The sequence below is a fragment of the Aeromonas sp. MaB10011B genome, assembly GCF_017939325.1.
Lineage (GTDB): Bacteria > Pseudomonadota > Gammaproteobacteria > Enterobacterales > Aeromonadaceae > Aeromonas > Aeromonas caviae.
Window position 1 is genome coordinate 69,973 of sequence record NZ_JAGKRK010000022.1, and the last position, 23,616, is coordinate 93,588.

Below are 23,616 nucleotides of genomic sequence, written 5' to 3' on the forward strand. Positions count from 1 at the left end.
GGCAAGGTAACTTATGTCGGTAGAACTGCTGGTAAACGTCACCCCCTCCGAAACCCGGGTCGCCCTGGTCGAGAACGGTCTGCTGCAGGAAGTGCATGTGGAGCGTCAGGCCAAGCGCGGCATCGTGGGCAACATCTACAAGGGCAAGATCAGCCGCGTGCTGCCCGGCATGCAGGCCGCCTTCGTCGACATCGGCATGGACAAGGCCGCCTTTCTGCACGCCTCCGACATCGTCCCCCATACCGAGTGCGTGGCGATCAAGGAGAAGGAGCAGTTCCAGGCCGGCAACATCGCCGAACTGGTGCGCCAGGGGCAGGACATCATGGTACAGGTGGTCAAAGACCCGCTCGGTACCAAGGGGGCCCGCCTCACCACCGACATCACCCTGCCATCCCGTTATCTGGTCTTCATGCCGGGGAGTGCCCACGTGGGGGTCTCCCAGCGCATCGAATCCGAGGCGGAGCGCGAGCGCCTCAAGCGTACCGTGGCCGGCTATGTGGACGAACTGGGCGGCTACATCATCCGCACCGCCGCCGAAGGGGTGGGGGAGCAGGAGCTGGAACAGGACGCCGCCTTCTTGAAGCGCCTGTGGCGCAAGATCCTCGAGCGCAAGCAGAAGTACCCCCCCTGCAAGATCCTCTATGAGGATCCCAGCCTGGCATTCAGGGTGGTGCGTGACTTCGTCGGGGCCGAGCTCGACAAGATCCGGGTCGACTCCCGCCAGAGCTTCGATCAGCTCAAGCGCTTCACCGAGGAGTACGTGCCCGAGCTCGCCAACAAGCTGGAGTACTACTCCGGCGAGTCGCCCATCTTCGATCTCTACGACGTGGAGAACGAGATCCAGCGCGCCCTGGAGCGCAAGGTGGAGCTGAAATCCGGCGGCTACCTCATCATCGACCAGACCGAAGCCATGACCACGGTGGACATCAACACCGGCGCCTTCGTCGGCCATCGCAATCTGGAAGAGACCATCTTCAACACCAACGTCGAGGCCACCGCCGCCATCGCCCGTCACCTGCGCCTGCGCAACCTCGGCGGCATCATCATCATCGACTTCATCGACATGCAGTCCGAGGATCACCGCCGCCGGGTGCTGCACAGCCTGGAGCTGGCGCTTGCCAAGGACAGGGCCAAGACCAACGTCAACGGTTTCTCCCAGCTCGGGCTGGTGGAGATGACCCGCAAGCGCACCCGGGAGAGCCTGGAGCACGTGCTCTGCGCCGAGTGCCCCGAGTGCAAGGGGCGCGGCCGGGTCAAGACGGTGGAGTCGGTCTGCTTCGAGATCCTGCGGGAGATCATCCGGGTCAACCGCGCCTACGACGCGGATCAGTTCACCGTCTATGCGGCTCCTTCGGTGGCCGATTACCTGCGGGGGGAGGAGTCCCACAGTCTGGCGGAGCTGGAAGTCTTCATCGGCAAGCAGGTCAGGGTGGTCTCCGAGCCGCTCTGTGGGCAGGAACAGTTCGATGTGGTGATGATGTAATTGGTCTATCGCTGGCTGAGTCGGGGCTGGTTGGCCCTCGGAGTCTTCTTCGTGCTGCTGGCCGTTCTGGTCAGCGTGGTACGACTGGGCGGCCCTTTGCTCAACCAGCACCGGGCGGCCGTGATAGGGACCCTGCTCGGGGAGAGTCAGCTCGAGGTGAGCGTGGATCACGTCGGGCTGGACTGGACTCCCCGCGGTCCGGCCATCGGGCTGGAAGGACTGGCCATCGCCCCCGATTCGGGGCGTTTCTCCCTGCGCCTTGGCAAGGTGTGGGCCCACCTCGACTTCTGGCGCTCCCTCAACGAACTCAGACCGGTGTTTGGCCAGTTGATCCTGAGCGACGGCAACATCGCGCTGGACATGACCCAGCCCGCCACCCCCGTCAGCGGGAAGAGCGCGAACCAGCAGGAGGCCCTGCTGCGCTTCCTGCTGACCCAGCTCTCCACCTTCGACATTCACGACACTCGCCTGAGCCTCACCACGGCACTGGGGGAGGTGCGCGCCCTCGACATCGCCCAGTTGCGCTGGCAGAACCGCGGCAAGCGGCATCAGGGGGTCGGCAAGGCCTATCTCATCAACGGGGTGGGGGAGAGCACCCTGGACCTCATCATCGATGTGGATGCTCCCGAGGTGCGGCTCGACCGCCTCAAGGGCCAGCTCTATCTGGGGGCCAGAGAGCTGGACATCAGCCCCATGCTGGCCCGGATCCACGCCGGCGCGCCACCGGTGAGCGGCCAGCTCGACTTCCAGCTCTGGAGCGAGTTCGAGAAGGGCAGGCTCGGCAACTCCCTGCTGGCCTTTGGCAACAACCACCTGATCTGGAAGGACGAGATCAAGGGGGAGCCGCATCGCCTCGACCTGCAGGGGGGCAAGATCCAGCTGCGTCGGGACGGCGAGGCGTGGCAGCTCGCCAGCCACGACGTCATCTTCAAGCTCGATGGCGCCACCTGGCTGCACAGCCGCCTGCAGCTCGAGCGCATCGGCTCGCGCATCCAGGGCTATGTGCCCGCCATCGATCTCGACCAGATTGCCAACCTGAGCCAGCTGGTCTCCGGCCTCTATCCCGAGCTGACCGAGACCCTCAAGCGCACCCGGCCAAGGGGCCAGTTGCAGGAGCTGGTCCTGCAGGCCGACGGGGATTGGCAGGGGCTCTCTTTGCAGGGACAACTGCGCGGCTTCGAGACCCGGGCCTGGCACGATGTGCCCGGTCTGCAAAAGCTGAACGGCGACTTCTGGCTGACCCCGAACGGGGGACGCGCCCGCCTGACCCTGGGCAAAGGCAAGGTGGATCCGGCCCGCCACTTCAAGGAACCCATCCCGGTGGACAGCCTGAGTGCGGCCCTCGACTGGTGGCGGGCGCCGCAAGGCTGGGTGCTCTATGGTCAGGACATTGCCCTGGACAACCCGGATCTGCGCCTCGCCAGCCGGTTTCGCCTCGAGCTGTTCGAGCACCCCTTCCTCGCCCTGACCGGGCGCATCGACGTCAAGAACGCGGCCCATGCGGATCGCTACTATCCCCTGGCGGTGATGGATGAGGGGCTGGTGAGCTACCTGAGCGGCGCCATCAAGGGGGGCAAGGCCAAGGGGGCCGACCTGCTCTGGTACGGCGAATTCCGTGACTTCCCCTACGACAACGGCAAGGGCGTCTTCCAGGTGGCGGTGCCGCTGCAACAGGCCACCTACGAGTTTTTCCCGGGCTGGCAGCCGCTGACCGACCTGCAGATCGATCTGCTGTTCCAGAACGCCAGCCTCGACATGAACAGCCGCGCCACCCAGCTCGGCAAGGCCAGCTCCGACTCGGTGCACGCCTGGATCCCGGACCTCTATCCGGGGGCTCACCTCTACGTGGATGCCAAGGTTGAGGGTGAGGGCAAGGCCATCAGCGACTATTTGCAGGACTCGCCGCTGGGGGGATCCGTCGGTCAGGCGCTGCGGGAGGTGGAGATCCGCGGCCCCATGAAGGGTACGGTGAAGCTCGACATACCGCTGGATGGCGAGGGGGAGGTCAAGGCCAGCGGGGAAGCCAGCTTCAAGGACAACAAGGTGAGGATCGCCTCCCTGGATCTGCCCCTCGACGGGGTCGCAGGGACGCTCGAGTATGACAACGAGCAGACGCGCATTCACAACCTCAAGGCCAGCCTGTGGAACCAGCCGCTGACCCTGGATTATCAGGGGCGGCAACTGCCCCACGGCTATCAGGCCGACCTCAAGTTCCAGGGGCAGTGGGACAGCCGCCGCCAGCGCCGGGACATACCGGCCCTCGAGATGCTCCAGGGGCGCAGCAACTGGTCCGGTACCCTGGGGCTGACCCTGCCCGAGAACAAGGCGTTCAGCTTCCAGCTGGCGCTGGACTCCAACCTGCAGGGCATGGGGCTGGATCTGCCCGTGCCCCTGACCAAGGCGGCGGGTACCCGGCTGCCCCTCAAGGTGACGGCCCGTGGGCGGGATGGCAGCGCCGACATCCGCGCCGTGCTGGGGGCGGACATCGACATGCAGAGCCGCCTGGTGTACGGCGACGGCGTCCCCTACCTCAGCCGGGTGCGGGTCAACATCGGCCAGCCCGGGGCGCGGGTGATGCAGGACAAGCCCATGCTGCTCGCCATCAACCAGCAGCAGGCGGACGTGGCCGGCTGGCTGGCTCGTCTCAAGCAGTGGCTGCCGGCCGGTTCGGCGCCGAGTGACAATGCGGTGGTGGGCCCCTCTTTCTTGCCCCAGGAGTGGTGGGTAGATGGCCAGCTGGCCCGTGCCGACATCGGCAGTGCCAGCCTCAAGGCGGTGCACTTCACCCTGGGGCCGGTGAACCAGGCCACCGAGGTGATGATCGACAGCCCCGACGTGATGGGGGTGGTGCGGGTGCCGGTGGCCGACGGACGTCCCATCGATGCCAAGTTTGCCCGCATCTACTGGTCCGGCAAGGGGACCGATCTCAGCCCGGATCCCGATGAGCGCCAGGACAGGGCCATCATGGACGCCATTCCCTGGCTCACCTTCAGTTGCGTGGATTGCCGCTTCGGCGAGCTGCCCCTGGGTGAGGTGCAGGGGGAACTGCTGCCCGGGGCCAACCGGCTGGATCTCAAGGGGCTGGAGATGCGCCTGGCGGGCAGCACCCTGCGCGGCAGCGCCGAGTGGCTGGCCCGTGGCAGCCAGATGCAGACCCGTGCCAGGGTGAACCTCGAGACCCGCAACAGCGAGCTGCTGCTCAAGCGGCTCGGCTACACCTCGCCCATCGGGGATGCCCCGGGCAAGCTGGCGCTGGATCTGAACTGGCGTGACGTGCCCTACCGCCTGAGCCTGCCGACGCTGGCGGGCAGCGCCGACTACCAGCTGGAGGGGGGGACCCTGCGGGAGGTCAACGACAAGGGGGCCCGACTGCTCTCCCTGCTGAGCCTTGACTCCCTGATGCGCAAGCTGCGCCTCGATTTTCGCGACGTCTTCGACAAGGGCTTCTATTTCGAGTCCATGTCCGCCTCCGCCAAGGTCAATCAGGGGATGGTGGAGAACAACGACTTCTACATGAAGGGCGCTGCGGGCAACCTGCGGGGTAAGGGCATCGCGGATCTGGTGCGCTGGCGGCTCGACTTTGATCTGAGCTTCTCTCCGAACCTGGGGGGCACCCTGCCCGTGGTGGCGGCCTTCTCCCTGACTCCCATCACCGGGCTCTATGTGCTGGCCCTCTCCAAGCTGCTGGAGCCCGTGGTGGACGTGGTGACCCGTATCGATTTTCGGGTCTCCGGCCCGCTGGACGCCCCCAGGCTGGTGGAGGCGGGGCGGGATCGCGCCCGCATCAAGCTCAACCAGCAGCAGAAGGAGGCGGTGGATGCGGTGGCGCCCGGCCTGCCCACCAAGGAGGTCACCCCCTTCCTGCTCGATCCCAAGCATCAGGGCTCGGGTCAGCGCTGAGGGCCAGCGCCGGGCTGGGGGACTTTCCCCCGGCCGCCAAACCCCTCATAGTGCAGATATTGCCCCGCGAGCCGAGAAGGCCTTGTGTCACCGGTCACCGGCTCGCCCAACAGAAGAGTGCGGATATTGCCCGCGAGCCGAGGAGGTCTTCTGTCACCGGTCACCGGCTCGCCCAACAGAAGAGTGCGGATATTGCCCTGCGAGCCGAGAAGGCCTTGTGCCACCGGCTCGCCCAACAGAAGGAGCGCGTCATGTGGCTAGCCGCCATGCAGTTGATTTCGGGTCGTACCTGGCAGGATAACCGGGAGCGGATCGCCGCCGAGCTGGCGAGTCTGCCCGGGGAGCGCCCCTTGCTGGTGCTGCTGCCGGAAAACTTCGCCCTCTTTGGCGAGCGGCAGGGGTATCTGGACGGGGCAGAGCCATTGGGAAATGGCCCAATCCAGCAGCAACTCTCTGATTGGGCCAAATCCCACGGCATCTGGCTGGTGGCCGGGGCCATGCCCACCGCCATCGCCGGTGCCGACCACATCCACACCAGTACCCTGGTGTTCGATCCCGACGGCGAGCTCAAGGGGCACTACCACAAGATCCACCTGTTCGACGTGGACGTGGCGGACAATCACGGCCGCTACCGGGAGTCGGAGACCTTCAGCCCGGGTGATCAGCCTGTGTTGGTGGACTCCCCCTTTGGTCCCCTCGGCCTTTCTATCTGTTATGATCTGCGCTTTCCCGAGCTGTACCGCCAGTTGGCCCGGGCCGGTGCCCGGGTGCTGCTGGTGCCTGCCGCCTTTACCGCCGTCACCGGCGAGGCGCACTGGGAGCCCCTGCTGCGGGCCCGTGCCATCGAGAACCAGTGCTACGTGGTGGCCGCCAACCAGGGGGGCACCCACGAGACGGGGCGCCAGACCTGGGGCCACAGCATGGTGATCGACCCCTGGGGCCGGGTGCTGGCCTGTCGGGCGTCGGGGCAGGGAACAGTGCTGGCGCCGCTGGATGGGGCCCTGATCGATGAATTGAAACGCACCATGCCGGTGCTGCAACACGCCCGCCTGCTGTGAGCCCGCGGCCGTGGATTTAACCGTTACGACATCTCGCATGAGAGTGGAGAGAAAGATTTGAGTCTATTGAGCCAGGTTAGTGCCTCCCTGTTGGCCCCGAACGATCTCGACGAAGGGCGGCTGCAACAGCTGCTCGGCAGCCTGATGAGCCATCAGGTGGAGTTCGGCGACCTCTATTTCCAGCGCAGCTGGCACGAGTCCTGGATGCTGGAGGACGGCATCGTCAAGGATGGCAGCTACAACATCGATCAGGGGGTGGGGGTGCGCGCCGTCAGCGGCGAGAAGACCGGTTTCGCCTACTCGGACGAGCTGAGCCTGCTGGCGCTGCAACAGTCGGTGACTGCCGCTCGCGGCATCGCCGCCGCCGGTGCTCACGGCAAGGTAAAGGCGTGGGCTCGCACCGAAGCAAACCTGCTCTACCCGGCGCTGGATCCCCTGCAGACCCTCGACAAACAGCAGAAAATTGCCCTGCTGGAGCAGATGGACAAGTTCGCCAGAAGTCTGGATCCCGCCATCAATCAGGTGATGGCCTCCATCAGCGGGGTCTATGAAGAGATCCTGGTGGCCGCCACCGATGGCACCCTGGCCGCCGACGTGCGTCCGCTGGTGCGCCTCTCGGTGACCGTCATCGCCGAGAAGGGGGATCGCCGTGAGCGCGGCAGCGCGGGGGGCGGTGGCCGCTTCGGTTACGACCATTTCCTCGAGCTGGACGGGCTCGAGAGCCGGGCGTTTGGCTATGTGCGCGAAGCGGTACGCCAGGCGCTGGTCAACCTGGAGGCCATCGACGCCCCGGCCGGCACCATGCCGGTGGTGCTCGGTGCCGGCTGGCCCGGTGTGCTGCTGCACGAGGCGGTGGGTCACGGTCTGGAGGGGGACTTCAACCGCAAGGGCTCCTCCGCCTTTGCCGGGCGCATCGGCGAGCAGGTGGCTTCCAAACACTGCACCATCGTCGATGACGGCACCCTGCCGGGTCGGCGCGGCTCCGTCTCCATCGACGACGAGGGGACGCCGGGGGGCTACAACGTGCTCATCGAGAACGGCATTCTCAAGGGTTACCTGCAGGACAAGCAGAACGCCCGCCTGATGGGCGTGCCGCTCACCGGCAACGGCCGCCGCGAATCCTACGCCGCCCTGCCGATGCCGCGCATGACCAACACTTACATGCTGGCGGGTCAGTACGATCCGGCGGAGATCATCGCCTCGGTAAAGAAGGGGATCTATGCCCCCAACTTCGGCGGCGGCCAGGTGGACATCACCTCCGGCAAGTTCGTCTTCTCCGCCTCCGAGGCCTACCTTATCGAGGATGGCAGGATCACCGCGCCCATCAAGGGGGCGACCCTGATCGGCAACGGCCCTGAGGCGATGAGCCAGGTTTCCATGGTGGGCCGTGATCTCGCGCTGGATCGCGGGGTCGGGGTCTGCGGCAAGGAGGGGCAGAGCGTGCCGGTCGGCGTCGGCCAGCCCACCCTCAAGCTGGATCAGCTCACCGTGGGCGGTACCCAGTAAGGTCATACACCTTTGTAAACCCCGGCCCGGCGCCGGGGTTTTTATTGGAAGGCGCAAGCAATAAAAAGCCCCGGCAGGCGCCGGGGCTGGGAAAGGGGTCGGGTCAGTTGACCGAAATGGCGCGGGCGTCGATGAAGAAGCGGGCGTGGCCGTGGTCATCCACCCTTATCTGGGCGAGCAGGCGATCCTTTCGCTTGAACTCCCATCCTGTCTTGATCCGGGTCAGCGCGGGGCTGGCGGCACCGACCACGTTCAGATACTCATGAAACAGGCTGTAGCTTCCAATCTCGGTCAGCATCTTTTCCATTTGCATATCTCCTCAAGTGATGGGGTCAGCACATGCCACGCTAGCGGCAACCTTCTGAACCTTTCCTGTACAAAAACCAGACTACCCCATCAAGATGAAGGCAATATGATCAGGCGCAAGATCAGGAGGGATTTGCACGAAAAATGACACCGTTTTCAATCAGGGCTGGCGCGGCACGGCGAGATGATCGAGGGCGGTAGATCCGGCATGGGACGGCAAGGCGGCAGCGGGTTGTTCCATCACCTGACCATGGAAGACGGGATCCTGCGCCACCTCCTTGACGCCGTTGATGCAGAACTGCATACCCATGCACACCAGCAGGAAACCCATGATGCGTGTCATGGCGTCGATGCCGGTGGCACCCAGGATCTTGCACACGGGATCTGCCAGCTTGAGCACACCCCAGCTGATCAGGCTCATCAGGGCGAAGGCGGTGACCATGGCGGCATAGATGACGACGCGATCGGCCTCGGCCGGCAGCTCGGCGATCTGGGCCGCGCCGCTGATCACCAGCGCCATGGTGCCGGGTCCGCACATGCTGGGCATGGTCAGGGGCACGAAGGCGATATTCTGGTTGGCCTCGACCCCGGCAGACTGGTTTGGCGAGGGGAACAGCATGCGAAAGCCGATGAAGGCGATGATGAGGCCACCAGCCAGGCGCAGGCCGGGAATGGAGATCCCGAACAGATCCAGGATGGAGGATCCGATGAAGAAGCTGACGCACAGGGTGGCGAACAGATAAAGGGCGGCCATGTTGATCTGGCGGCGAATGTGCTCGCGGGACATGCCCTTGCTCAGTCCCAGCAGCAGGGTAGCCGTGGTGGGCGGGTTGACCATGGGCAGCAGGGCCAGCAAGGCGAGAAAGATGACCTGGAAGAACATAGTGGACCTCGGGCAGGTGGACGGATTGGGGTGAGCTGGCAGGTCCGCAGCGGACCGCCACCCGGTCGATGATATCCGCAAAGAAGAAGCCCCGACAGTGCCGGGCTTGCTTGGGAAGGATCAGGCGGCCTGCGGGGTGGCCTGGCGTTGGCCGCGCTGGCGCAGCCAGAGCCAGATGCCGAGTACGAAACCGAGGGCGGCCAGGCTGACCACATAGTGGGAGGGGGCCAGCACGTCCTCCTTCATCCAGAGGGTGACCAGCATGGGGGTGAGGCCGCCGAAGATGGCGTAGGCCACGTTGTAGGAGAACGACAGCCCGGAGAAGCGCACCACCGGCGGGAAGGCATTGACCATGACGTAGGGCACGGCGCCGACGATCCCCACCGCAAAGCCCGCCAGCATGTAGAGGGGCACCAGCTGATCCGTGCCGGCTGCCAGGCTGTGGTAGAAGGTATAAGTGGCGCCGGCCAGCAGCAGGGAGCCCAGGATGAAGGTAGGACCGCTGCCGATGGCATCGATCAGCCGGCCATAGACGATGCAGCCCAGGGTGAGGGCGACGATGGCCAGGGAGTTGGCGGTCAGGGCATCGGCCGGGCTGATGCCGTGCACCTTCTGCAGATAGGTCGGGGTCATCAGGATCACCACTACTATGCCGGCGGAGAGCAGCCAGGTCAGCAGCATGGAGACGACGACGCTGCCCTTGTGTTCACGCAGCACCGTCTTGAGGGGCAGCTCCTCGGCCAGGGACTTGTTGGCCTGCATCTCGGCGAAGACCGGAGTCTCGTGCAGCCAGCGGCGCAGGTACATGGCGACGATGCCGAACACGCCGCCGAGCACGAAGGCCAGACGCCAGCCCCAGTCGCTCACATCGCCCGGGCTCATGCCACGGTTGATGGCGGTCGCCACCAGGGAGCCGAGCAGGATGCCGGCCGTCAACCCCGCGGTGAGGGTGCCGCAGGCGACACCGACCCGGCGGGCGGGCACGTGCTCGGCCACGAAGACCCAGGCACCGGGGACTTCCCCGCCGATGGCGGCCCCTTGCAGGATCCGCAGCAGCAGCAACAGCAGGGGGGCGGCGATGCCGAGCACGGCGTAGGTGGGCAGCAGGCCGATCAGCAAGGTCGGCAAGGCCATCAGGATGATGCTGAGGGTGAACATCCGCTTGCGGCCGATGAGATCGCCAAAGTGGGCCATGATGATGCCCCCCAGGGGGCGGGCCAGGTAGCCGGCGGCGAAGATGCCGAAGGTCTGGAACTGGCGCAGCCACTCGGGAATGTCGGCCGGGAAGAAGAGCTCGCCGATGACCACGGCGAAGAAGACGAAGATGATGAAGTCGTAGAATTCGAGGGCGCCGCCCAGCGCCGCCAGGCTCAGGGTCTTGTAATCCTGTCGATTGAGGGGGCGACCGTGGTCGTGCGATGTGCTGGCTTTACTCATATCCTTATGTTTCCCATCGTTTTTTTAGTTATTCTCCCCGGTGTGCTGCGGGGATACGCTCACCCACGAGGGTATGCTTTTGTGTCCCGCAATGTAAATCGCACAATTCGCAACACTGTCTTGCAGCACGGTGCGGCAAGAAGCTGGAGAGGTCATGACGAAGAAAAAGATACTGCTCTCCTGGAGCAGCGGAAAAGACAGCGCCTGGGCCTTGCATCGCCTGCGCGAGGATCCGGCCATCAAGGTGGTGGGGCTGTTCACCACCCTCAACCAGGCGTTCGAGCGGGTGGCCATGCACGGGGTGCGCAAGCAGTTGCTGCTGGCACAGGCTGAGTGCGTGGGCTTGCCGCTGATCACCATCGACCTGCCCTGGCCCTGCAGCAACGAGGAGTATGGGCGCATCATGACGGGCTTCATCGCCGATGTGCAGGCCAAGGGCATTCACCACATGGCGTTCGGGGATCTCTTTCTTGAGGATGTGCGCGCCTATCGGGAGCGGCAACTGGCGGGGACCGGCATCACGCCGCTCTTCCCGCTCTGGGGCAGCGACACGACCGAGCTGGCGCAGGCGATGATCGACGCCGGGCTCAAGGCCAGGGTCTGCACCCTGGATCCGGGCAAGCTGGACGCCGGGTTTGGTGGTCATGAATTCGGCCCGGCCTTGCTGGCTGCCCTGCCCGCCGGGGTGGATCCCTGCGGCGAGAACGGGGAATTTCACACCCTGGCCTGGGACGGCCCCATGTTCCTGCATCCCCTGCCCATCCGGGTGGGGGAAACGGTGCTGCGAGACGGCTTCGTCTTCACCGATCTGCTGGCGGAGGATCCCGAATGAGGGAAGACCCCCTCGGGTGAGAAAGGAAAGGGGCCGGCTCCGTGAGGAATCGGCCCCTTTGCGTTTGCCCCCTTCAGCGGGCGGCGAAGGTGTCGCAACTGGCGGGCTTGCCGCTGTCAAAACCGCGTTTGAACCAGGTGAGGCGCTGGGCCGAGGTGCCGTGGGTGAAGCTGTCGGGAACGACCCGGCCCTGACCCTGCTGCTGCAACCTGTCGTCGCCGATGGCCTGGGCGGCGTTGAGCGCCTCTTCCAGATCGCCGCGCTCCAGCACCTGCTCTTTTTCCATGTAGTGGCCCCAGACCCCGGCGAAGCAGTCCGCCTGCAGTTCGAGCTTGACCGACAACCGGTTCTGGGCGACCTGGCTCAGCCCCTGTTGCTGCTGGCGCACCTTGGTGGAGATACCGAGCAGGTTCTGCACGTGGTGGCCCACCTCATGGGCGATCACATAGCCCTGGGCGAAGTCGCCGTCGGCCCCCAGCTTGTCGCGCATGTCCTGATAGAAGGAGAGATCGATGTAGACGGTGCTGTCGGCCGGACAGTAGAAGGGCCCCATCACCGACTGCCCCTGGCCGCAGTCGGTGCGGGTCGCACCGCGATAGAGCACCAGTCTGGGGGCCTGATAGCGGTTGCCGCTTTGCTGGAACATCTCGCCCCAGGCGTCCTCCGTGGAGGCGAGCATCACCGAGGTGAAGCGGGCGAGGGGATCGTTGGCAGCCTGGGACGAGTTCTGACGCTGGGGCTGGCTCTGCGGGGCCGGATCCTGCAGCAGGGGGCCGAGGTCCACGCCGTAGTACCCCGCCACCATGACCACCACCAGCAGGATCAGGCGCCCCTTGCCGCCGATGGGCAGGCCGCGACCCCCGTTGCCGCCGCCTTGCTGGCGCCGGTCTTCCACATTGTTGCTCTCACGGCGATCTTGCCAGCGCATATCCCCATACTCCCGTCATTGGTGGTGGCAGTAATGATAATGGCTGGCGCCGGGGCTTGCCTAATCGGCCCAGGGCATCTCGGGCAGGCTGTCGAGAAACTCGCCGTAACGGACGAGGTTGAAGGGGCCCTGTTCGGCTTCCATGGCCATGAGTTCGGCGCCCAGGGCGCAGGCGATGTATTGCAGCGCCTCTTCCCGCGGGGTGCCCTTCATCACCAGGCGCATCAGGGTGGCTTTCACCTGGAGGGGGTGGCCGTCGGCGAGCTGGTTCTCCACCATCTCCAGCAGTGTCTCTTCATCAAAAAATTCGGGGGTATCGGTCATGGCCGTTCTCCTGCCTGTTCCATGGGGTGGGCAGTATAGCGGTGACGCGGCTCCCGGGGGCGAAAATATCGTCCGGGTCTTGCCAAGGGGACGGGGCGAGAGCAGTCTTGGACACTCTCTCTGCCGAACGAGCCCATGCCATGATCCTCTCCGAGCGCCTGGAACTGCGCGAACTGACCGTTGTCGATGCCCCCTTCATTCTCGAACTGCTCAACGATGGTGATTTTCACCGCTACATCGGCGATCGCGGGGTGCGTACCCTGGCGGATGCCGAAAACTACATCCAGCAGGGGCCTGCGGTCAGTTATGCCCGCCACGGTCACGGACTCTATCTGGTGGTGCGGCGGGAAGACGGGGCCAGGCTCGGCATCTGCGGTCTGATCAAGCGCGATACCCTGCCCTGTGAAGACATCGGCTATGCCTTCCTTCCCGCCTGGCGCGGTCAGGGTTATGCCATCGAAGCCGCGCGGGCGGCCATGGCAGATGGCCGCGAACGGCTCGGCATCGAGCGGGTGGTCGCCATCGTCACCCCGGGCAATGAGCGCTCGGTCCGGCTACTCGCCAAGCTGGGGCTGAGTCAGGGCAAACGGGTCAGGCTGGGAGCCGGCGAGGAGGAGTGCCTGCTGCTGGAGGCGCCGGACAAGGAGACTTGCGGAGTCTAGCCACCGCTCTGGGAGCGGGGTCATGCAGACTATGACGTCTGGCAAGGAGGCCGCCGTGAGTTGCGGCCTGTCTGCATCGGGCGCTGCCGGCGGGCAGGCAAAGTCAGTTGAGCTCTTCGATGGAGAACTCGCCGGCGATGCCATCACAGGAGATGGCGAAGCCGCCGCTGAAGCGGGTGCTGAACTGGATCAGGAACGCATCGTCGTCGTGTTCTTGCACGGGCAGGTTGATGGGTTTGCTGCGACGCAGGGGTTTGCGGATCTGTACGTGTTTCATCATGGTATTTCTCTATATAAATTAAGTGTTTGCTCCTTGTATTGGCAAATGTCAGGTCAATGGGCGCGGTCAGCATGATGGCGGACGAGCGCGCAGGAATACCCAGCCCGGTTCAGGGGCGTCTGCACTTTCAAGGAAGGTGCCAAGGACCACGCGGATGCATGATGCTACTTGGGAGTGGGCAGATCGGGTCTGCACCGTGAGAGCCGGGCAACGCAGGCAGACAGCCTGAACGGTTCTCAAGGCGAGTAAATCAGAAGAAGGTTATGCGGGTACTGGCAGGATTCATCGTGAGGTGAAGCATTGCGAACATAATCAGGGCTGATTAACTAGCCGGCGCGCATTCTCTCCTCGAAATGTGTAAAAAGCAAACACTAATTGTGCGTTCACCCAGTCATTCCCTGTTTTTCACGGCCACGGGGACGGCAAAAGGGCTCCCGAGGGAGCCCTTTTCATTGCCGGTCAGGGACGGGCTCAGGCGTCGCCACAGGCCTTCTTGGCGGCGGTGATCATGGGGGTAATGGTCATACCCTGTACCACGATGGAGAACATCACCACCGAGTAGGTCATCACCAGGATCACCTGGCGCAGATCGACGTTGTGTTCCGGGATCATCATGACACCGGATGGCAGTGCCAGGGCCATAGCCATGGCCAGGCCGCCACGCAGGCCGCCCCAGGTGAGGATGCGCACCGAGAAGGTGTTGTAGTTGCGGAACTTGCGGAACGCCACATAGGGCAGGGAGACGCTGATGAAGCGTGCAGCCAGGCAGAGCGGCACCGCGATGACCAGCAGGATCCAGTCGCGCCAGTCGAGGTCCAGCAGCACCAGTGCCAGACCGATCAGCAGGAACAGCAGGGCGTTGAGGAACTGATCCATCAACTCCCAGAAGTGATCCAGGTGGTGCTGGCTCTGCTCGGAGAAGCCGGAATGACGGGTCCAGTTGCCGATCATGATGCCGGTCACCACCATGGCCAGGGCGCCGGAGACGCCGATCATGTTGGCGAAGGCGAAGCCCGCGGTCGGGATGCAGAGGGTCAGCAGCAGCTCCAGGGAGCCGTCGTCGGTGGCGCTGATCATCACGTGGGCGATGAGACCCAGCACGGCCCCGAACAGGATGCCGCCGAGAGCCTCATGCAGGAACAGACCGGCCACGCTGCCGAAGGTGGGCTCCACGCCGCCAAAGGCCACGGCAAACACGGTGGCGAAGATGACCAGACCGACACCGTCGTTGAACAGGGATTCCCCCTCGATCTGGATGGCGATCTGGGGTGGCGCCTTCATCTTTTTGACGATGGCCAGTACGGCGATGGGGTCGGTGGGGGAGATCAGGGCACCGAACAACATGCAGTAGACCAGTGGCACATCCCAGCCCAGCAGCTTGGCGATGAACCAGAAGCCGTAGCCGATGAGGAAGGTGGAGAGCAGGGTGGCGGCTATGGCCAGAATGGTGATTTCCCACTTCTGGCTACGCAACGCCTTGAGGTTGATGCCAAGCCCGCCGGCGAACAGCAGGAAGCCCAGGATCCCCTTCAACAGGAAGTTCTGGAAGTCGATGCTCTCCATGGTCTTGATGGCGAGAGGCTCCAGATTGAACCAACCCAGTTTGCCAAACAGCACCAGCAGCGCGGAGATCAGCATGGAGCCCGCAGTGATGGCGATGGTGGTCTGGATCTTCACAACATACTGGTTGGCAAAGGCGATGAAGATCGCCAACGCTGCCAGGAAGCAGAGTGTGTAGTAGACGCTCATAGTTATTTTTCTCTTTGGTAAACAGCAAGCACGTATCCCTCTTGAGGACGGGCATAGGGTACTCCCGGGTTAGATCATGCTCATTACCTATTTATGGTTATATTTAATCGTCATCACGGACAGATAGACGGCTAGATTTCCATTTGATTTGATTGCTGCTAGGATGGGCATCACGCAGTTGCATGGATGTAAGGGGTACGAGCGGTGTCGAGCAGAGAGTCGAACAAGAAAGCGGATGTCACAACCAGGCTGGAAGCCTGTCTCAAGGAGCGGATCCTGATCATCGACGGGGCCATGGGCACCATGATCCAGGGTTACAAACTCGGTGAGGCGGACTATCGGGGGGAGCGGTTTGCCGACTGGCATACCGACATCAAGGGCAACAACGACCTGCTGGTGTTGAGCCGTCCCGCCGTCATTCGCGAGATCCACGACCAGTATTGTGCCGCCGGGGCCGACATCCTCGAGACCAACACCTTCAACGCCACCCGCATCGCCATGGCGGACTACGAGATGGAAGCGCTCTCGGCCGAGATAAACCGGGAGGCGGCCCGCCTGGCCCGCGCCGTGGCGGACGAGTGGACCGCCAAGGACCCGGCGAAACCGCGCTTTGTGGCAGGGGTTCTGGGTCCCACCAACCGTACCGCCTCCATCTCGCCGGACGTGAACGACCCGGGCAAGCGCAACGTCACCTATGACGAGCTGGTGGCCGCCTACACCGAATCGACCCACGCCCTGATCGAGGGCGGTGCCGACATCATCCTGATCGAGACCATCTTCGACACCCTCAACGCCAAGGCGGCCGCCTTCGCGGTGGACCTGGTGTTTGAGGAGCTGGGTTACAGCCTGCCGGTGATGATCTCCGGCACCATCACGGACGCCTCCGGTCGTACCCTCTCGGGCCAGACCACCGAGGCCTTCTACCACTCCCTTCGCCACGTCAAACCGGTCTCCTTCGGCCTCAACTGTGCGCTGGGGCCGGACGAGCTGCGCCAGTACGTGGAGGAGCTGTCCCGCATCAGCGAGACCCATGTCAGCGCCCACCCCAACGCCGGTCTGCCCAATGCGTTTGGCGAGTACGATCTGGACGCGGTCGAGATGGCGGAGCATATCCGCGAGTGGGCCCAAAGCGGCTTCCTCAACCTGGTGGGCGGCTGCTGCGGCACCACCCCGACCCACATCCGCGCCATGGCTGACGCCGTGGCGGGCATCAAGCCCCGCGCCCTGCCGGATCTGCCGGTGGCCTGCCGGTTGTCGGGCCTGGAGCCTCTCATCATCACGGCGGACTCCATGTTCGTGAACGTGGGTGAGCGGACCAACGTCACCGGCTCGGCCAAGTTCAAGCGCTTGATAAAAGAGGGGCTCTACGACGAGGCGCTGGATGTGGCCAAGCAGCAGGTGGAAAACGGCGCCCAGATCATCGACATCAACATGGATGAGGGGATGCTGGATGCCGAGGCGGCCATGGTGCGCTTCCTGAACCTCATCGCCGGGGAACCGGACATCGCCCGGGTGCCGGTGATGATCGACTCCTCCAAGTGGGAGGTGCTGGAGGCGGGCCTCAAGTGCGTGCAGGGCAAGCCGGTGGTCAACTCCATCTCCATGAAGGAGGGGGAGGACAAATTCATCGAGCAGGCGAAACTGCTGCGCCGCTACGGCGCCGCCGTCATCGTCATGGCGTTCGACGAGGTGGGCCAGGCCGATACCCGGGCCCGCAAGTTCGAGATCTGCCAGCGCGCCTACCGCATTCTGGTGGACCGCGTCGGCTTCCCGCCGGAAGACATCATCTTCGACCCCAACATCTTCGCGGTGGCGACCGGCATCGACGAGCACAACAACTACGCGGTGGACTTCATCGAGGCGGTGAAGGACATCAAAACGCACCTGCCCCACGCCATGATCTCCGGCGGCGTCTCCAACGTCTCCTTCTCCTTCCGTGGCAACGAGCCGGTGCGCGAAGCCATCCACGCTGTCTTCCTCTACCACGCCATCAGGAACGGCATGGACATGGGGATCGTCAACGCGGGCCAGCTTGCCATCTACGAAGACATCCCGGCCGAGCTCAAAGAGAAGGTCGAGGCGGTGGTGCTGAACCTCAACGACAACGCCACCGAGGCGCTGCTGGCCATCGCAGAGAAGTATCGCGGCGCGGGTGCCCAGGCGGAGGATCCGCGGGATCAGGAGTGGCGTAGCTGGCCGGTGGGCAAGCGGCTCGAACACGCCCTGGTCAAGGGGATCACTGATTTCATCGAGGAGGATACCGAGGAGGCGCGCGCCCAGGCCGAGAAGCCGCTGCACGTCATCGAGGGGCCGCTGATGGACGGCATGAACGTGGTGGGCGATCTGTTCGGCGCCGGCAAGATGTTCCTGCCCCAGGTGGTGAAGTCGGCCCGGGTGATGAAGCGGGCGGTGGCCTACCTGCAACCCTACATCGAGGCGGAGAAGTCCGGCGGTTCCAGCAACGGCAAAATCGTGCTGGCCACCGTCAAGGGCGATGTACACGACATCGGCAAGAACATCGTCGGGGTGGTGCTCCAGTGCAACAACTTCGAGATCGTGGATCTCGGGGTCATGGTCTCCTGCGAGACCATCCTCAAGACGGCCCGGGAAGTGAACGCCGACATCATCGGCCTGTCGGGCCTCATCACTCCGTCCCTGGACGAGATGGTGCACGTAGCAAAGGAGATGGAGCGTCAGGGGTTCAAGCTGCCGCTGCTCATCGGCGGAGCCACCACTTCCAAGGCCCACACCGCGGTGAAGATAGAGCAGAACTACTCCGAGCCCGTGGTCTATGTCTCCAACGCCTCCCGCGCCGTGGGGGTGGCCCAGAGCCTGCTGAGCCCGGAGCTCAAGCCCGCCTTCGTGGCCCGCATCGACAAGGAGTACGAGATTGCCCGGGATCAGCATGCCCGCAAGCAGCCGCGCTCCAAGCCGGTTTCCCTGGCCCATGCCCGGGCCAATCGCCATCAGCTGGACTGGGTGGGCTATGAGCCCCCGGCGCCCCGGGAGCCCGGCGTGCAGACCTTCGAAAACATACCCATTTCAGTGCTGCGCCCCTACATCGACTGGACGCCGTTTTTCCTGAGCTGGGAGCTGGCGGGCAAGTTCCCCCGCATCCTGGAAGATGAGGTGGTGGGGGAGGAAGCGACGCGCCTCTACGCCGACGCCAACGCCATGCTGGACCAGCTGGAGAAGGATCAGAGCGTGCGCTGCGCCGGTATCATAGGCCTGTTCCCCGCCAACGCCGTGGGGGACAGCATCGAGGTCTACACCGACGAGTCCCGCACCCAGGTGCGCAAGGTGCTGCACCACCTGCGCCAGCAGAGCGAGAAGCAGGGCTTCCCCAACTACTGTCTGGCGGATTATGTGGCGCCGAAAGAGAGCGGCAAGCCCGACTGGATCGGCGCCTTCGCGGTGACCGGCGGCATCGGCGAGGAGGCCATCGCCAAGGCCTACAAGGCGGACCACGACGACTACAACGCCATCCTCATCCAGGCGGTGTGCGATCGCCTCGCCGAGGCCTTTGCCGAATACCTCCACGAGCAGGTGCGCAAAGTGCACTGGGGCTATGCCCCGGACGAGGCGCTCAGCAACGAGGAACTGATTCGCGAAAATTACCAGGGGATACGTCCGGCGCCGGGCTACCCGGCCTGCCCGGAGCACACCGAGAAGGGGAGCATCTGGGAGCTGCTGGACGTCGAACAGGCCATCGGCATGCAGCTCACCGAGTCCTACGCCATGTGGCCGGGGGCGGCGGTATCCGGCTGGTACTTCTCCCACCCCGAGAGCAAATACTTCGCCGTGGCCCAGATCCAGCACGATCAGGTGGAAGACTACGCCCAGCGCAAGGGGATGACCCTGGCAGAGGCCGAACGCTGGCTGGGGCCCAACCTGCATTGAGCCCCGTCTGCCCCGCCTCACGCGGTGCGGGGCAGGCGCCGGGTACGCACGCCATATCGAGGTTGCCATGAAGATTGGATTTGTCGGTCTGGGGGCCGTGGTGCAGACAGCCTATCTGCCTGCACTCGCCGCCCTGGCGGAAAATACCGAGATATGGGGTTTTGATCCCGCCATCACCCTGCCCGGCGTCATGTCTGCCCCGACCCTGGAAGCCCTGCTGGCCGAACCCCTGGATCGGCTGGTGATCGCCACCCCTTCCCTGCTGCATCTGTCCGTGCTGGAGCAGGCACTGGCCAGCGCCATTCCCCTCATCCTGGTGGAGAAACCCGTGGTGGCCACCCTGGCCCAGCACGATCGCCTGCGCGCCCTGCTGGCGGACCCCGAGGTCGCAGCCAGGGTGCTGGCGCTGGATCACTGGATGGCCCGCAATGCCGTCCAGCAGTTGCTGCTTAGCGGCAAACTGGATGAAGGTTGGCAGCCTCGGGAATCAGACGGCGCCGGGGGCGGGCTGGCCACCCTCGCCGATATCAGCGCGGTGGAGGGCTTTTTGCTGGAACCCTGCGGCCTGGACGAGACGGGGCATCCCTATGCCCTCAACTTCGCCACCGGGGAGCCGGATCGGCGGGTCCTGCGCCATCCAGACGGGGTGATCCTCGACATTGGTACCCATCTGCTGGCGATGATCCGGGAACTGCTGGTGGCTCTGGGTGGGGACGACCGCCTGCACCTGATCGCGGAGGGCGTCTGCGACCGGCTGGGGCAGCCCATCCGGCGCGGGGATCTGGAGACCGCCGAGGGGCGGGCCTGCCTGCGCGGCGAGGCGGCAGGGGTGCCCCTGACCCTCTGGCTCGACAAGTATGCCGGTCCCGGGGTGGAGAAGAAGGGGCTTTGCCTGCACTTCAAAGACGGGCGGCGCATCGAGCTGCTTCGCCGCGGCAACCTGGAGTGGCTGCACCATCACGACGTCGACGGGATGCGAGGCTGGCAACATGAGGGGCCTCTCTATCGCCACTGCATCGCCCAGACCCTGCTGGCCCCTGTGCCTTTGGGAGGCTGGGTCGGCACCACGGCGCGCCGTTTGCAGGAGGTCGCCCTGCTGCTTGAGTTGCAGCAAGGGCTGCGCGGCCCCCATTGACGTCGTTGTGCGCCATCCGGCATGAGGGCTGGTGGCTGGCGCCGTCTTGCAGAACGGTCCGTTCTTGAGTGCGGCACTCTCGGTTTTTGCCCGTTCTTGCAGAACCGCGCATGGTGAGGGGAAAGGATTGGCGTTGCCAGTCGTTCATGGCACCTTATACTCTCCAGTCCGATTATCAGGTCTGCCATTTCCATGAATATTGCCATTTTATCCCGTGAGCCCAACAACTACTCCACCCGCCGTCTGGTCGAGGTGGCCCGGGCCCGTGGGCATCAGGTCGAGGTGCTCGACACCCTGCGCTGCTACATGAACATCGCCTCCCACAGCCCCTCCATCCATTACGAAGGACGGGAGCTGGAGAGCTATGACGCCGTGATCCCGCGCATCGGTGCCAGCATCACCTTCTATGGCACCGCCGTGCTGCGCCAGTTCGAGATGATGAGCACCATGGCTCTCAACAGCTCGGTGGCCATCTCCCGCTCCCGGGACAAGCTGCGCGCCATGCAGCTGCTCTCCCGTCACGGCATCGGCCTGCCGGTGACCGGCTATGCCCACAGCACCCACGACGTACCGGATCTCATCACCATGGTGGGGGGCGCCCCCCTGGTGGTGAAACTGCTGGAGGGCACCCAGGGGATTGGCGTGGTGCTGTGCGAAACCCAGAAGGCCGCCGAGAGCGTCATCGAGGCCTTTATCCAGACCAACAACAACATCCTGGTGCAGGAGTACATCCGCGAGGCCAACGGCGCCGATATCCGCTGTCTGGTGGTCAACGGCAAGGTGGTGGCCGCCATGCGCCGCCAGGCCCAGCCGGGGGAGTTTCGCTCCAACCTGCACCGGGGCGGCACCGCCGAAGCCATCAAGATCACGCCGGAAGAGCGTGCCACCGCCGTGCAGGCCGCCAAGATCATGGGGCTGGACGTGGCCGGGGTGGACATCCTGCGAAGCGCCCGCGGCCCGCTGGTGCTGGAGGTGAACTCCTCCCCCGGCCTGCAGGGGGTGGAAGCCGCTTCTGGCAAGGACGTGGCGGGCAAGATCATCGAGTTCCTCGAGCTCAAGGCGAGCCGCAAGCACAAGCCGGCGGAATGAGTCCCAAACGAGTGTCAGACAGGTAAACACAGGGCGCCCTCGGGCGCCTTGTTGCTATCTGGGGGGGCTGGAAGGCAGCGGGCTTGCCGGGAAGTGTCTCCCTTCTCCCACTGTGTTGAACAGCCGGGAAGAAGGGCCGGGAATGAGGGGGTTATGCCGCCCCGGGGGCGCCGGGGATCATCACCAGCCGGGCGCAGAAGATGCCATCTTCCAGCCGGGTCTCAATCTGCCAGCCCAGCTTCTCGCAGATGCGCTGGATGATGGTGAGGCCGCAGCCGTAGCCGAGGATCTGATCCGGCGCGGCGGCGGTGGGGTTGCTGATGGTGAGCACCTGCTCGTGCAGGGTGATCTCGATGTGCCCCTCGGCGTAGCTCAGGGCGTTTTTCAAGAGGTTGCCGAGGGCGATGGCGAGCAGGGAGAGGGGGGCATGCACCTCGCTCTCCTCGTCCAGTTGCAGGCGAATGTCCAGTGTCTCCCGTTGCAGCAGGGGGGCGAGGCGGGTCAGCTCCCGGCGAATGAGCGGCGCCACCTGCTGGGGCGGGCGCTCCACGGCCTCCTTGCGTCCCAGCAGCAGGAAGGTTTCGGTGAGCAGGGCCATCTCGTCGGCGGCGGCGCGGATGCGGCTGACGGCGCGGGCTGCCGGGGCGGGCAGGTCATTCACCTTGCCGAGCAGGGCCGCGGATCCCTGGATCACCATGTTGGGGGTGCGCAGCTCGTGGCTGGCAAAGCGGCTGAACTCCTGTTCACGGGCAAACACGGCGGCTACCTCGTGCTTGCCCGCCAGCAGCGCCTGCTCTATCTCTCGCAGCTCCTGCCAGGGGGCATCGGGCACGAAGTCCCCCTGATCCGGGGTCAGGTGGGCGACCCGCTGGCGCAGCCGCTCCAGCGGCCTGGTGATGTGACGCACCAGCCAGATGCCGAATGCGAGGCTCCCCAGCAGCAGGGCCAGGCCGATGAGGCGGGTCACCAGATGCAGCTTGGCTTCGTAAGGGTCGAGGTAGTCGTCCGCATCGTCGTTGAACACCAGATAGAGCAGCCCCTGACCCGAGGGGTGGGCGCGTACCAGGAAGTGCTTGTCCTCCCGGCCCAGCTGATGCTCGAAGAAGCCGGGGCTCTGGTAGGCCTTGAGCCAGGCGGGCAGGCGGCCCGCCTCTGTCCAGTAGCTGGAGAACTGGCGCGGGCTGGGGGCGGGGGCCGCCATTCCGAGGCGCAACCAGTCGTCGTCATAGCGGGTTGCCTCCGCCTCCAGCCAGTGGCGCAGGCTCAGCTCCTCCATCTTGTTCTCGGCCACCACCATCAGCAGGCTCAGGATCACCAGCAGCAGCAGACCGGCCCCTCCCAGCGCCAGCACCAGGCGCCGGCGCAGGCTCGGCAGGCCGGAGGCAAGGGGCGGCGTCGGGTTCGTCATGGGGTCACCAGCCGGTAGCCCTGGCCGTGCAGGGTCTCCAGCATGGGGGTGGGGAAGGGCTTGTCGAGGGCGCTGCGCAGGGCATAGATGTGGCTGCGCAGGGCGTCGGAGTCGGGCTCCTCGTCGCCCCAGACGGTGTCGAGCACCTCCTGGCGCGTCACCAGCTGGGGGGCGCGCTTCACCAGCAGGGTGAGGATCTGGAACGGGATCTTGCCGAGTTTGAGCTCCACCCCGGCGCGTGTGGCGCGGCCGCTGGCGGGATCCACCGTCAGATCGCCAAAGCAGAGCACGCCCATGTCCCCTCTGGGGCCACGCAGGCTGAGGGCCTCCAGGCGCACCTCCAGCTCCTCCATGGCGAACGGCTTGACCAGATAGTCGTCGCCCCCCGCCCGAAAGCCTGCCAGCTTGTCCTCCAGGCTGTCACGGGCGGTGAGAAAGAGCACCGGGGTCGCGATGCCGTCCGCACGCAGCCGCTCCACGGTACGCAGGCCGTCGAGGCGCGGCATCATGACGTCCATGATGATGACGTCGAAGCGCTCCTGGGCCAGCAGTTGCAGGGCGGCCTGGCCATGATAGGCGCAGTCCACCCTGTGCCCGGCCAGCGCCAGATAGTCCATGATGGTCTCCGCCACCTGGGGACTGTCTTCCACCACCAGTATTTTCATGCTCTGATCTCCTGGTCTGTGCCGCTATTTCACGGCCATTTCACACCGGATGGGACATCCTGTGTGCCAGT

Annotated in this window: 18 protein-coding genes; 9 read left to right on the forward strand and 9 right to left on the reverse strand. The window is 64.8% G+C overall.

Annotation, left to right across the window (positions count from 1 at the left end; translation table 11 throughout):
- The first annotated feature begins 13 nt into the window (after nucleotides 1-13).
- The 4 genes from rng (at nucleotide 14) to tldD (ending at nucleotide 7,947) form a co-directional block, all read left to right on the forward strand.
- Complete coding sequence (gene rng / locus J9893_RS08595) at nucleotides 14-1,483, forward strand: ribonuclease G (protein WP_039040432.1); 1,470 nt, start codon at nucleotides 14-16, stop codon at nucleotides 1,481-1,483.
- Nucleotides 1,484-5,383, forward strand: a complete 3,900-nt coding sequence (locus J9893_RS08600) for a YhdP family protein (RefSeq protein WP_210600128.1) — start codon at nucleotides 1,484-1,486, stop codon at nucleotides 5,381-5,383.
- A gap of 251 nt (nucleotides 5,384-5,634) precedes the next feature.
- Complete coding sequence (locus J9893_RS08605; protein ID WP_010672639.1) at nucleotides 5,635-6,441, forward strand: carbon-nitrogen hydrolase family protein; 807 nt, start codon at nucleotides 5,635-5,637, stop codon at nucleotides 6,439-6,441.
- 57 nt (nucleotides 6,442-6,498) lie between these two features.
- Complete coding sequence (tldD, locus tag J9893_RS08610) at nucleotides 6,499-7,947, forward strand: metalloprotease TldD (protein WP_069785497.1); 1,449 nt, start codon at nucleotides 6,499-6,501, stop codon at nucleotides 7,945-7,947.
- Between the two features lie 103 nt (nucleotides 7,948-8,050).
- On the opposite strand, the gene J9893_RS08615 is transcribed toward tldD, so the two are convergent.
- The 3 genes from J9893_RS08615 to J9893_RS08625 all read right to left on the reverse strand — a co-directional run bounded on the left by J9893_RS08615 (nucleotide 8,051) and on the right by J9893_RS08625 (nucleotide 10,573).
- Nucleotides 8,051-8,254, reverse strand: coding sequence for a hypothetical protein (locus J9893_RS08615; protein WP_041212219.1), 204 nt, complete (start codon nucleotides 8,252-8,254; stop codon nucleotides 8,051-8,053).
- A 159-nt stretch (nucleotides 8,255-8,413) separates the two neighbouring features.
- Nucleotides 8,414-9,136, reverse strand: coding sequence for a MarC family NAAT transporter (locus J9893_RS08620; RefSeq protein ID WP_043154359.1), 723 nt, complete (start codon nucleotides 9,134-9,136; stop codon nucleotides 8,414-8,416).
- Between the two features lie 120 nt (nucleotides 9,137-9,256).
- Nucleotides 9,257-10,573, reverse strand: a complete 1,317-nt coding sequence (locus J9893_RS08625) for an MFS transporter (protein ID WP_103858561.1) — start codon at nucleotides 10,571-10,573, stop codon at nucleotides 9,257-9,259.
- A 154-nt stretch (nucleotides 10,574-10,727) separates the two neighbouring features.
- On the opposite strand from J9893_RS08625, the gene J9893_RS08630 reads away from it, so the two are divergent.
- Nucleotides 10,728-11,405, forward strand: a complete 678-nt coding sequence (locus J9893_RS08630) for an ATP-binding protein (RefSeq protein WP_103858560.1) — start codon at nucleotides 10,728-10,730, stop codon at nucleotides 11,403-11,405.
- Nucleotides 11,406-11,478: 73 nt separating this feature from the next.
- Here the strand turns inward: J9893_RS08630 and J9893_RS08635 are convergent, their stop codons facing one another.
- Together J9893_RS08635 and J9893_RS08640 are read right to left on the reverse strand one after the other, a co-directional pair.
- Nucleotides 11,479-12,333, reverse strand: coding sequence for a neutral zinc metallopeptidase (locus J9893_RS08635; RefSeq protein WP_103858559.1), 855 nt, complete (start codon nucleotides 12,331-12,333; stop codon nucleotides 11,479-11,481).
- 60 nt (nucleotides 12,334-12,393) lie between these two features.
- Entirely contained in the window at nucleotides 12,394-12,657 is a 264-nt protein-coding gene (locus J9893_RS08640) for a hypothetical protein (protein WP_103858558.1), read from the reverse strand.
- A gap of 140 nt (nucleotides 12,658-12,797) precedes the next feature.
- Between J9893_RS08640 and J9893_RS08645 the strand changes: the two genes are divergently transcribed.
- Nucleotides 12,798-13,319: a GNAT family N-acetyltransferase gene (locus tag J9893_RS08645; protein WP_049637292.1), complete on the forward strand. Its 522-nt coding sequence runs from the start codon at nucleotides 12,798-12,800 to the stop codon at nucleotides 13,317-13,319.
- A gap of 103 nt (nucleotides 13,320-13,422) precedes the next feature.
- Here J9893_RS08645 and J9893_RS08650 read toward each other — a convergent pair whose 3' ends face one another.
- Both J9893_RS08650 and J9893_RS08655 read right to left on the reverse strand, forming a co-directional pair.
- The gene (locus tag J9893_RS08650) at nucleotides 13,423-13,599 is read right to left on the reverse strand and encodes a hypothetical protein (RefSeq protein ID WP_010672653.1); all 177 of its coding nucleotides are present in this window, start codon (nucleotides 13,597-13,599) and stop codon (nucleotides 13,423-13,425) included.
- Between the two features lie 471 nt (nucleotides 13,600-14,070).
- A complete protein-coding gene (locus tag J9893_RS08655; RefSeq protein WP_103858557.1) occupies nucleotides 14,071-15,348 on the reverse strand; it encodes a sodium:proton antiporter in 1,278 nt (425 codons plus the stop codon).
- 204 nt (nucleotides 15,349-15,552) lie between these two features.
- On the opposite strand from J9893_RS08655, the gene metH reads away from it, so the two are divergent.
- From metH to rimK, 3 genes are all read left to right on the forward strand, one after another.
- Nucleotides 15,553-19,248: a methionine synthase gene (gene metH, locus J9893_RS08660; protein WP_103858556.1), complete on the forward strand. Its 3,696-nt coding sequence runs from the start codon at nucleotides 15,553-15,555 to the stop codon at nucleotides 19,246-19,248.
- 67 nt (nucleotides 19,249-19,315) lie between these two features.
- On the forward strand, nucleotides 19,316-20,383 hold the full coding sequence (locus tag J9893_RS08665; RefSeq protein ID WP_103858555.1) for a Gfo/Idh/MocA family oxidoreductase: 1,068 nt from the start codon (nucleotides 19,316-19,318) through the stop codon (nucleotides 20,381-20,383).
- Between the two features lie 192 nt (nucleotides 20,384-20,575).
- Entirely contained in the window at nucleotides 20,576-21,472 is an 897-nt protein-coding gene (gene rimK / locus J9893_RS08670; protein WP_010672657.1) for a 30S ribosomal protein S6--L-glutamate ligase, read from the forward strand.
- Nucleotides 21,473-21,623: 151 nt separating this feature from the next.
- Here rimK and J9893_RS08675 read toward each other — a convergent pair whose 3' ends face one another.
- Nucleotides 21,624-22,880, reverse strand: a complete 1,257-nt coding sequence (locus J9893_RS08675) for a HAMP domain-containing sensor histidine kinase (protein ID WP_103858554.1) — start codon at nucleotides 22,878-22,880, stop codon at nucleotides 21,624-21,626.
- On the reverse strand, nucleotides 22,877-23,545 hold the full coding sequence (locus J9893_RS08680) for a response regulator transcription factor (RefSeq protein WP_010672659.1): 669 nt from the start codon (nucleotides 23,543-23,545) through the stop codon (nucleotides 22,877-22,879). The genes J9893_RS08675 and J9893_RS08680 overlap by 4 nt, the downstream gene beginning before the upstream one ends.
- Nucleotides 23,546-23,616: the final 71 nt, after the last annotated feature.

What these genes read in the sequence shown, in the direction of transcription:
- rng (WP_039040432.1), top strand. Translation starts at nt 14, where the DNA reads ATGTCGGTAGAACTGCTGGTAAACGTCACCCCCTCCGAAACCCGGGTC.
- J9893_RS08605 (WP_010672639.1), top strand. Translation starts at nt 5,635, where the DNA reads ATGTGGCTAGCCGCCATGCAGTTGATTTCGGGTCGTACCTGGCAGGAT.
- J9893_RS08615 (WP_041212219.1), bottom strand. Translation starts at nt 8,254, where the DNA reads ATGGAAAAGATGCTGACCGAGATTGGAAGCTACAGCCTGTTTCATGAG.
- J9893_RS08620 (WP_043154359.1), bottom strand. Translation starts at nt 9,136, where the DNA reads ATGTTCTTCCAGGTCATCTTTCTCGCCTTGCTGGCCCTGCTGCCCATG.
- J9893_RS08625 (WP_103858561.1), bottom strand. Translation starts at nt 10,573, where the DNA reads ATGAGTAAAGCCAGCACATCGCACGACCACGGTCGCCCCCTCAATCGA.
- J9893_RS08630 (WP_103858560.1), top strand. Translation starts at nt 10,728, where the DNA reads ATGACGAAGAAAAAGATACTGCTCTCCTGGAGCAGCGGAAAAGACAGC.
- J9893_RS08635 (WP_103858559.1), bottom strand. Translation starts at nt 12,333, where the DNA reads ATGCGCTGGCAAGATCGCCGTGAGAGCAACAATGTGGAAGACCGGCGC.
- J9893_RS08640 (WP_103858558.1), bottom strand. Translation starts at nt 12,657, where the DNA reads ATGACCGATACCCCCGAATTTTTTGATGAAGAGACACTGCTGGAGATG.
- J9893_RS08645 (WP_049637292.1), top strand. Translation starts at nt 12,798, where the DNA reads ATGATCCTCTCCGAGCGCCTGGAACTGCGCGAACTGACCGTTGTCGAT.
- J9893_RS08650 (WP_010672653.1), bottom strand. Translation starts at nt 13,599, where the DNA reads ATGATGAAACACGTACAGATCCGCAAACCCCTGCGTCGCAGCAAACCC.
- J9893_RS08655 (WP_103858557.1), bottom strand. Translation starts at nt 15,348, where the DNA reads ATGAGCGTCTACTACACACTCTGCTTCCTGGCAGCGTTGGCGATCTTC.
- J9893_RS08665 (WP_103858555.1), top strand. Translation starts at nt 19,316, where the DNA reads ATGAAGATTGGATTTGTCGGTCTGGGGGCCGTGGTGCAGACAGCCTAT.
- rimK (WP_010672657.1), top strand. Translation starts at nt 20,576, where the DNA reads ATGAATATTGCCATTTTATCCCGTGAGCCCAACAACTACTCCACCCGC.
- J9893_RS08675 (WP_103858554.1), bottom strand. Translation starts at nt 22,880, where the DNA reads ATGACGAACCCGACGCCGCCCCTTGCCTCCGGCCTGCCGAGCCTGCGC.
- J9893_RS08680 (WP_010672659.1), bottom strand. Translation starts at nt 23,545, where the DNA reads ATGAAAATACTGGTGGTGGAAGACAGTCCCCAGGTGGCGGAGACCATC.